Below are 8,534 nucleotides of genomic sequence, written 5' to 3' on the forward strand. Positions count from 1 at the left end.
ATCGCGGCGTTCAGCGCGTCGCCTGCGCCGCTCGCCGTGGGCAGGCTGGCGGCCGCGGCGGCATTCGCGGAAGCGGCGGCGGCTGCAGCCGCTTCCGCGTTCGTCGCGCCGGCCTGCGCCGCTTGCGTCGCCTGGTCCGGCGTCGTGACGGCGGACGTGTTGTTCATCGGCGCCATGTTTTGCGCGGTGCCGTCGCCGGCCGACTTGCTGTCGCCGAGCATCGGGCCGATTCCGAAGCCCTTGTCCGGCGACGCGGCGCTGTTCGGGTCGGCACTCGCCTTGGCGCTGGACGCCGCATTGGGGATATTCGCCGCTGCGTTCTGCACCGGCGGCGCGGTCAGATCCTGGTGTCCGTTGAGCGCGGCCAGCGCCGCATCGGCCTTCTGATGCGTGGACTTGCCGCTGCCCGCGAGACCTTTATGGGTGCCGACATCGTCGCCGGTCTTCTCGCTGCCGGCGAGCGCGACCTTGTCGTCGCTGGCGTCGGCGGTCGCGGCGCTCGCGTCCTTGCCGGCATTCGCCGCCGTGTTCGCGCGCGCCTGTGCCTGCGCGGCGGCCGCCGCGGCTGCGGCGTTGGCGGCCGACGCGTCCGCGTTGTTCGACGCCTGCGCGTCCTGCGACTTCGACGTCGTGTCGCCGGTCTTGTCGTCGCCGGACTTGCCGGCCTGCTGCGTGCTGTCGCCGGTAGACGGCGCTGTCGAAGATTTCGTCGACGACGCATCTTGCGACGAGTCCGGTTGCGCCGGCGGTGACGACGCCTGCGTGCTGTCGCCCGGATGCACGGTGCCGCCCGGCGTGGCCGTGCTCGCGCTGTTCGCGTCGCTGTCCGCTTGCGCGCCCGGCGCCTTGTCGGTCGGCGCAGGCTGCTGCGCGGCGGGCGCCGGCGCGGCCGCCGTATTGGCCGCGTTGGTCTGCGCGTTGATGCTTTGCTGCAGCGTTTGCGCAAAAAGCGCCGCGCTGCCCGCGTTCGATGCATGGGTTGCTGCTGCGCCTTGCGCGGCGAGCAGCGAATCGATCATTGAAATTCTCGACATGATGTTTCCCGTCGGTCAGAGCCTTGGCTCGAGGTATTCAAACCTGATCCAGAAAACCCGGCCGCGTGACACGCGTCACGCGTTGCCGGTCCGCATTCTCAACATCCGCGCGCCGAACTCGTCGGAATCCCGCTGTTCGCGGCGCGTCGCCTTCAGCGCTTCGGCTGCTTCGCCGCGCGCCTGCAACACTTCATAGGAACCTAGCTTCTGCTTCTGTTTCTGCCAGTCGGGCTTGGCGGCGTCCACTTTCGCGGTGGCGTTCGCCAGCTGCCTGCGCTGCTGCTCGATGGCGGCATCGAGGGTGTCGATGAAGGCCTGGAAGTTGCGCATGTTGCCGGCCGCCATGCCGAGTTGCGCGGACTTCGTGAAGCGCAGGTAGTACTCGTTGCGGTATTCGATCAGCGCGTTCAACTGCGCTTCGACGTCGTTGCGTTCGCGCTGCGCACGGCCGAGGCGCTGCGCGGCGGCATCGAGTTCGTCCTGCGCGAGCTCGATCAACATTTGCAGCGGCGAGGTTTCTGCCATCTTCAGCCTCCTTCGGTGAACAGCGAGCCGAGCGCGTTCAGGCTCGCGTCGAACGGCGCGCGTTCGCGAAAACCCTGTTGCAGGAACGCTTCGATACGTGGGTAGAGCGCGATCGCCCGGTCGAGCAGCGCATCGCGTCCGCTCGTGTAGGCGCCGACGTTGATCAGATCGCGGTTGCGCTGGTAGCGCGACAGCATCTGCTTGAAGATGCGGGTCTTTTCCAGGTGCTTGTCGTCGATCAGCGCGGTCATCGCGCGGCTGATCGAGGCTTCGATATCGATCGCCGGGTAGTGGCCCGCTTCGGCGAGCGCGCGCGACAGCACGATATGGCCGTCGAGAATCGCGCGGGCCGAATCGGCGATCGGATCCTGCTGGTCGTCGCCTTCGGTGAGCACCGTGTAGAACGCGGTAATCGAGCCGCCGCCCTCCGGGCCGTTGCCGGTGCGCTCGACGAGTGCGGGCAGCTTCGCGAACACGGAAGGCGGATAGCCCTTGGTCGCCGGCGGCTCGCCGATCGCGAGCGCGATCTCGCGCTGCGCCATCGCGTAGCGGGTCAGCGAATCCATCAGCAGCAGCACGTGCTTGCCCTGATCGCGGAAATATTCGGCGAGCGACGTCGCGTACGCGGCGGCCTGCATCCGCAGCAGCGGCGACACGTCGGCCGGCGCCGCGACGACGACCGAGCGCGCGAGGCCGTCCTTGCCGAGAATCTGCTCGATGAATTCCTTCACTTCGCGGCCGCGTTCGCCGATCAGGCCGATCACGATCACTTCGGCGCTCGTATAGCGCGCCATCGTGCCGAGCAGCACCGACTTGCCGACGCCCGAACCGGCGAACAGGCCCATCCGCTGGCCGCGTCCGACGGTCAGCAACGCGTTGATCGCGCGCACGCCGACGTCGAGCACCTGATGAATCGGTTCGCGATGCAGCGGGTTGATGGTCGGCGCGGTCAACGGCGCGTCGTCGACCGCGGAGAGCGCGCCGAGCGCGTCGAGCGGCCGGCCGGACGCGTCGAGCACGCGGCCGAGCAGTCCCCAGCCGACCGGCAACCGCTTGGCGCCGGCCATCGGATCTTCGACCGGCGCGCTTTCGAGCGGATACACGCGCGCGCCGGGCAGCAGTCCGTGCACTTCAGTGGTCGGCATCAGAAAGAGACGGTCGCCCGAGAAGCCGACTACTTCCGCTTCGGCCATCGCGAGCGTGCTGCCGGGCGGCAGTTCGATCATCACTTCGGAGCCGACCGACAGACGCAAGCCTACCGCCTCGAGCACGAGGCCGGCCGCGCGGGTCAGACGTCCGCACGCGCGCAGCGGCTTGGCGATCGCGTTGCGCTTGCGTAGCCCGTCGAGGCGATCGCGCCATGCCTGCAGATGCGGGTTGTTCGCGGCGACCGCGGCGTGCGCGTGCGGCGGGTTGCTGCCGAACGACGCGAGCGCGAGTTCGCGCTCGAGCGGCGTGAGGTCGCTTTTTTCGATATCGTCGACGGTCGGCGTGTTCACCATGCACTCACCTTGCCGAGCGCCGCCGCGACGCGCTCCCAGCGCGTGCCGACGGTCGCGTCCACTTCGCCGGTCGCGGCCTGCGCGCGGCAGCCGCCGCGCTCGATCGACGGATCGGTGCGGACATTCCAGCCGCGCGTGCGCAGCTCGTCCATCAGATACGCCTCGACGATCGGCAGATCCGCCGGGCTCACGATCAGATGCGGCGCGCCGGTCAGAGCCGGCTCGGCGGCGATCACTTCGCGCGCCGCCGCGATCAGCGCGGTCGGATCGTGCTGCACATGCTGGCGCACCACCTGTTGCGCGATATCGAGCGCGAGCGCAACGAGCGTCTCGGCTACTTCGGATTGCGCGGCGCTCAGCGCGCCCTGGAACGCATCGGCGATCGCCATCACGCGCTCCGCTTCCTTGCGCGCTTCGGCGCGGCCCTGTTCGACGCCTTTTACGTGTCCCTGCTCGTAGCCTTTCTGGTAGCCGAGCGCCTGTCCCGCCACGTGGCCGGACGCGACGCCCTCCGCATGCGCAGCGTCGCGAAGCTGTTGCAGCTCGGCTTCGATGTCGCGTTCATCAACGGGATCGGGCGGCGGCACCGGATCGAACGATGCCATCTCCCAGCGTTGATACGCGGACAAGCTGTCGCGTGCGGGTTCACGTTCAGACATATGCGTCTTCCGCCTTGCCGCCGATCACGATCTGGCCGCTCTCGGCCAGATTGCGCACGATCTGCAGGATGCGCCGCTGCTGCGTCTCGACTTCGGAGACGCGCACCGGGCCGCGCGCGTCGAGGTCTTCGGCGAGCAGTTCCGCGGCGCGCTGCGACATGTTCGACAGGAACTTCTGGCGCAGCGCGGGCTGCGCGCCCTTCAGCGAGATGATCAGCGCTTCCGATTCCACTTCCTTCAGCAGCAGCTGGATCGCGCGGTCCTCGAGGTCGAGCAGGTTCTCGAACACGAACATCTGGTCGATGATCTTCTGCGCGAGCTCCGCGTCGTACTGGCGCACGTTCTCGAGCACCGATTCCTCGTGGTTGCTCGGCATGAAGTTCAGGATTTCCGCCGCGGTGCGGATGCCGCCCATCGGGCTGCGCTTCAGGTTGTCGCTGCCCGACAGCAGGCCGGTCAGCACGTCGTCGAGTTCGCGCAGCGCGGCCGGCTGGATGCCGTCGAGCGTCGCGATACGCAGCAGCACGTCGTTGCGCAGACGCTCCGCGAAGCACGCGACGATTTCCGATGCCTGATCGCGGTCGAGGTGCACGAGAATCGTCGCGATGATCTGCGGGTGTTCGTTCTTGATCAGCTCGGCGACCGCCGCGGAGTCCATCCACTTGAGGCCTTCGATGCCGCTCGTATCGCTGCCCTGCAGGATGCGGTCGATGATCGCGCCGGCCTTGTCCTCGCCGAGCGCCTTGTTGAGCACCGAACGGATGTAGTCGTTCGAATCGAGCGACAGCGCGGTGTGCTGCTCGGCTTCGCGCGCGAATTCCTGCAGCACCTCGTCGACCTGCTCGCGCGTCACGTTGCGCAGCGCCGCCATCGCGACGCCGATCTTCTGCACCTCGCGCGGGCCGAGAAACTTGAATACCTGCGCCGCTTCTTCCTCGCCGATCGACATCAGCAGCAGCGCGCTTTTGGTTATGCCTTCAGCGTTCATCGGACACCCAGTTCTTGACGACGGTTGCGACGATCTTCGGATCCTGGCGCGCGATCGAGCGCGCGTACTCGAGATTGCGCTCGAAACGATGCTTCTCGTTTTCGAACGCGAGCAGCGCGGCGTCCGGACCGTCATCGGCGGCCTTCGCGGCGGATGACAGGCCATCGAGCAGAACCGGCTCGTCCGACGACGGCAGCGCCGTGGCGGCGGTCGCCTCGACCGGCGGCGGGAACGCGCGGCGCAGCGCCGGCTTCACCATCACGAAGTAGAGGAACAGCGCGACGGCCGCGATGCCGAGGTAGGTCGCGATCTGCTTGGCGAGCGCGATCATGTCCGGCGTGCGCCACCACGGCAGGTTCGCGTTCGGATCGACCGGCTGCGTGAAGAGGCTGTTGACGACATTCACCGAGTCGCCGCGCTTCGCATCGAAGCCCATCGCGTCCTTCACCAGCTGTTCGACCTGCGCGAGCTTGTCGGCCGGCAGCGCCTGCATCGTCGTGTGGCCCTTCGCGTCGACGTGCGGCATATAGTTGACGACCACCGCGACCGACAGCCGGTGAATGCCGCCGCCGCTTTGCTGGAAGTGGCGCACGGTCTTGTCGAGCTCGTAGTTGGTGGTCGCGTCCTTGTGGTCGCTGATCGGCGTCGGCGGCGTCGCGCCGCTTGCGCCGTTCGGCGCGTCGACCGGCGCCTGGGTCGCCTGCGGCGGCTGGTTCGACAGCGCGCCCGGCACGCCCGACGCGCCGGCCTGCTGCATCTGCGTGTCGCTGCTCGTCTGCTGGCTGCGGATCGCGGCCTGTCCGGGGTTGGCGCCGTTCGGCTGATAGGTTTCGGCGGTCTGCTCGACCTTCGAGAAGTCGATATCGGCGCTCACCTGCGAATGCGCGTTGCCGGCGCCGAACAGCGGCGCGAGGATCGCGTCGATGCGCTGCTGGGTGTCGTGCTCGACCTGCTTCACATATTTGAGCTGGGTCGCGTCGAGCCCGGTGCCGGTGCTCGCCTGCGTGAGCAGGTTGCCGTCCTGGTCGACGATCGTCACGTTGCGCGGCGAGAGTTGCGGCACGGCGGAGGCGACCATATGCGTGATCGCGTTGACCTGGCCTTCATCGAGCACGCGGCCCGGATACAGGTTCACCATCACCGACGCGGACGGCGGTTCCGCGTCGCGTACGAAGACGGACTGCTTCGGAATGGCCAGATGCACGCGCGCGGTCTGCACGGTCGACACCGACCCGATCGTGCGTTCGAGCTCGCCTTCGAGCGCGCGCTGGTAGTTCACCTGCTCGGCGAACTGGCTGATGCCGAATTTCTCGTTGTCGAGCAGTTCGAAGCCGACCGAGCCGCTCTTCGGCAGGCCCTGCTGGGCGAGGCGCATGCGCATTTCATGCACCTGGTCGGCGGGCACCATGATCGCGCCGCCGCCTTCGGACAGCTTGTACGGAATGTTCGCCTGCTGCAGCGCGGCGACGATCGCGCCGCCGTCGCGGTCCGACAGGTTGCTGTAAAGCACCTTGTAGTCGGGCGCCCGGGACCACATCACGAGGCCGGCCACGATGGCGATCAGCAAGGCGACCGCGATGATCAGCGGCGCGCGCGGGTTGCCGCGCATCTGCGTGAGCGACGACGGAAACGACGACAGCCGTTGCGCGAAATTGCCGCCGAGCGCGCCGCTCAGGTCGGCCGCGCCGCCAGCCTGAGCGGCGCCGGCGCCCGCCGAGCCCGCGGCGGCGGGCTGCGCGTTCGCGAGGCCCATGCTGCGGCTTTCGGGGTTGATCAAAGAATTGGCTGACGAATCCATGCGTCGGGTTTCTCCGGGGATGCCTTGGCTCCGGTCCGCGGGGACTGCTGCCTAACGACAGCGGACGCGCGGACAGAGACTTTCACGATGGGCATTTTCCACGCCGGGGTGCAACGCGATTGGCCGAATAGAGCAAGGTTTCCCCTCTACTTTCGCGGCTGTCCGTAAGGCCCCCGCGTTTATGCTTCCCGTCAATCCGGCATGGCGGCCGAGGGCGGTACGCGCAGCGCCGGTTTTTCCTCTGGAGAAATCATGACCGTTGCGAATCCGCTGACTTCCGCGCTGCAGCAAATCCAGTCGATGGCGTCGGAGGCGGCCGACGGCCCGGGCGCACAAGCCGGCGCCACGGAGTCGGGCAGCTTCGGCGCCGCGCTGAAGGCGTCGCTCGACAAAGTCAGCAATGACCAGAAGGCCGCCGAGGGCGAGGCGAAGGCGTTCGAAGTCGGTGCGTCGAACGTGTCGCTCAACGACGTGATGATCGACGGCCAGAAGGCGGGTATCGGCTTTCAGTTCGCACTGCAGGTGCGCAACAAGCTGGTGTCGGCTTACAACGACATCATGCAGATGCAGGTGTAATCGGCGCGGATCCGCGCGGATCGGGCCGGCCCCGGCAAACCATCCTTCGCACCCTAAAGCTTTGTCCTGACCGTCCGATAACACGGACACAGTCACCGCAGCGCGCGATGCGCAGCAGTGGGACGGGCTTTGTCTGATACAACCGCAGCGCGCATCACACAGGAGGAGCGTCGATGTTTTCCCCAGGGCACGCCGGAGCCGGCGCTTACGCACGCGTGGGCAACGAGACAGGGGTGATGAACGCGAGTCCGCACCGCCTGATTGCGATGCTGTTCGAGGGTGCGCGCAAGGCGATCGGACAGGCCCGCTTCCACATGCAGCAAGGCAATGTCGGCCGGCGCGGCGAGGCGATCGGCAAGGCGATCTCGATCATCGAGAGCGGCCTGCAGGCGTCGCTCGACCGGAATGTGGGCGGCGAGATTGCCGAGCGGCTCGACGCGCTGTACAGCTACATGACGCGGCGGTTACTGCAAGCGAATATCAAGAGCGACGAATCGATGCTGATCGAAGTCGACCGTCTGCTAGCGACAATCGAGGAAGCATGGACGGCGATTGGGCCGGAGGTGGCGCGGATGGCGGCACAGGGTTCCGCGGAAACGATGCGATGACTGCGAATGACGAGTATTTCGCCCGCTATGAGGCGATCGCGGCGATCTCGTGCCGGATGCTGACGGCCGCCCGCGATGCGCTGTGGGGCGAACTGGCGCACATGCAGAGTGAGTATCGCAGTCTGGTCGACAGTCTGAAGGAAGCTGAAACGGACGTGCGCCTCGACGATGACGAGCGCGGCCGCAAATACGAGTTGATTCGCGAAATTCTCGCCAACGACGCCGCGATCCGCGAACTCGCGAATCCGCGTCTCGCGAAGCTGTCCGCGCTGTTCGCGGGCCGTCCGGCGAAGGTATTGAAAGAGATCTACGGGGCGCGGTGAGACAGGCTAGCCGCCGGCGCACGTACGCCGGCGGCGGTTTGCCTTCTGCTTGCGGGCGCTTCGCGCCGGGTCATTCCCGGTTGGCTGTTCCCATTTTCTGTTTTTTGCCTGGTGACGACAGGAAGGATGCATGACCAACATCGACACGGCCGTTGCTGCGCTGCTCGCGAGCCGCGTCGACAGCCTGTTGTCGATTGGTTCGCGCGGCAATGTCTCGACCGCGCAAACCGGCACCCCCGCGTTGACCGTCGATACGCCGGCGGCGGCGACCGGTACGCCGGTATCGTTACTCGCTAACCAGCCGCAAGCTTCCGCACAAACCATTCTGTCGCGCATTGCGCTGACGCTCGACGCGATCATGCGCTCGGGCGGCGATGCGACGCCCTCGCTGATCGGCGAATGGCCGATCTGGCCGGTCGTGCCGGCGCTCGACGACGGCGGCGGCCTGCCGAATGGCGCCACGGGCGCCGCCGGCGCCGCGCCCAACGGCAATGCGCCCGCGGCGAATGCCGGCAACGGCG

At 67.3% G+C, this 8,534-nt stretch carries 8 protein-coding genes and 2 pseudogenes; 4 read left to right on the forward strand and 6 right to left on the reverse strand.

The genetic code is table 11. From position 1 onward, the window contains the following. From HV675_RS31590 to fliF, 6 genes and pseudogenes are all read right to left on the reverse strand, one after another. Nucleotides 1–1,034: pseudogene (locus HV675_RS31590) on the reverse strand (hypothetical protein); the annotation flags it as partial. Between the two features lie 75 nt (nucleotides 1,035–1,109). Next, nucleotides 1,110–1,559 carry a flagellar export protein FliJ gene (fliJ, locus tag HV675_RS31595; protein ID WP_175115390.1) on the reverse strand — a complete coding sequence of 150 codons (450 nt, stop codon included), beginning with the start codon at nucleotides 1,557–1,559 and terminating at the stop codon, nucleotides 1,110–1,112. Nucleotides 1,560–1,561: 2 nt separating this feature from the next. After that, nucleotides 1,562–3,061 (reverse strand): flagellar protein export ATPase FliI, encoded by a 1,500-nt coding sequence (gene fliI / locus HV675_RS31600; RefSeq protein ID WP_175115391.1) that lies wholly within the window; start codon nucleotides 3,059–3,061, stop codon nucleotides 1,562–1,564. Beyond that, entirely contained in the window at nucleotides 3,055–3,720 is a 666-nt protein-coding gene (gene fliH / locus HV675_RS31605; protein ID WP_175115392.1) for a flagellar assembly protein FliH, read from the reverse strand. The genes fliI and fliH overlap by 7 nt, the downstream gene beginning before the upstream one ends. Next, nucleotides 3,713–4,708: a flagellar motor switch protein FliG gene (gene fliG / locus HV675_RS31610; RefSeq protein ID WP_175115393.1), complete on the reverse strand. Its 996-nt coding sequence runs from the start codon at nucleotides 4,706–4,708 to the stop codon at nucleotides 3,713–3,715. The genes fliH and fliG overlap by 8 nt, the downstream gene beginning before the upstream one ends. Then, on the reverse strand, nucleotides 4,698–6,506 hold the full coding sequence (gene fliF, locus HV675_RS31615; RefSeq protein ID WP_175115394.1) for a flagellar basal-body MS-ring/collar protein FliF: 1,809 nt from the start codon (nucleotides 6,504–6,506) through the stop codon (nucleotides 4,698–4,700). Before fliF ends, fliG begins: the two co-directional genes overlap by 11 nt. Nucleotides 6,507–6,755: 249 nt before the next feature. Between fliF and fliE the strand changes: the two genes are divergently transcribed. The 4 genes and pseudogenes from fliE to HV675_RS31635 all read left to right on the forward strand — a co-directional run. Further along, a complete protein-coding gene (gene fliE / locus HV675_RS31620) occupies nucleotides 6,756–7,082 on the forward strand; it encodes a flagellar hook-basal body complex protein FliE (protein WP_175115397.1) in 327 nt (108 codons plus the stop codon). 173 nt (nucleotides 7,083–7,255) lie between these two features. Then, on the forward strand, nucleotides 7,256–7,690 hold the full coding sequence (fliS, locus tag HV675_RS31625) for a flagellar export chaperone FliS (RefSeq protein WP_175115395.1): 435 nt from the start codon (nucleotides 7,256–7,258) through the stop codon (nucleotides 7,688–7,690). After that, nucleotides 7,687–8,013: a flagellar protein FliT gene (locus HV675_RS31630; protein WP_175115396.1), complete on the forward strand. Its 327-nt coding sequence runs from the start codon at nucleotides 7,687–7,689 to the stop codon at nucleotides 8,011–8,013. The genes fliS and HV675_RS31630 overlap by 4 nt, the downstream gene beginning before the upstream one ends. Before the next feature lie 130 nt (nucleotides 8,014–8,143). After that, nucleotides 8,144–8,534, forward strand: a pseudogene (locus HV675_RS31635) (flagellar hook-length control protein FliK); the annotation flags it as partial.

Origin of the sequence: Paraburkholderia solisilvae (assembly GCF_902859875.1) — a bacterium.
GTDB classification, from domain to species: Bacteria; Pseudomonadota; Gammaproteobacteria; order Burkholderiales; family Burkholderiaceae; genus Paraburkholderia; species Paraburkholderia solisilvae.

Bases quoted from the DNA above. Each gene is read 5' to 3' on its own strand.
- fliS (WP_175115395.1), top strand. From the start codon at position 7,256: ATGTTTTCCCCAGGGCACGCCGGAGCCGGCGCTTACGCACGCGTGGGC.
- fliF (WP_175115394.1), bottom strand. From the start codon at position 6,506: ATGGATTCGTCAGCCAATTCTTTGATCAACCCCGAAAGCCGCAGCATG.
- HV675_RS31630 (WP_175115396.1), top strand. From the start codon at position 7,687: ATGACTGCGAATGACGAGTATTTCGCCCGCTATGAGGCGATCGCGGCG.
- fliJ (WP_175115390.1), bottom strand. From the start codon at position 1,559: ATGGCAGAAACCTCGCCGCTGCAAATGTTGATCGAGCTCGCGCAGGAC.
- fliH (WP_175115392.1), bottom strand. From the start codon at position 3,720: ATGTCTGAACGTGAACCCGCACGCGACAGCTTGTCCGCGTATCAACGC.
- fliI (WP_175115391.1), bottom strand. From the start codon at position 3,061: ATGGTGAACACGCCGACCGTCGACGATATCGAAAAAAGCGACCTCACG.
- fliG (WP_175115393.1), bottom strand. From the start codon at position 4,708: ATGAACGCTGAAGGCATAACCAAAAGCGCGCTGCTGCTGATGTCGATC.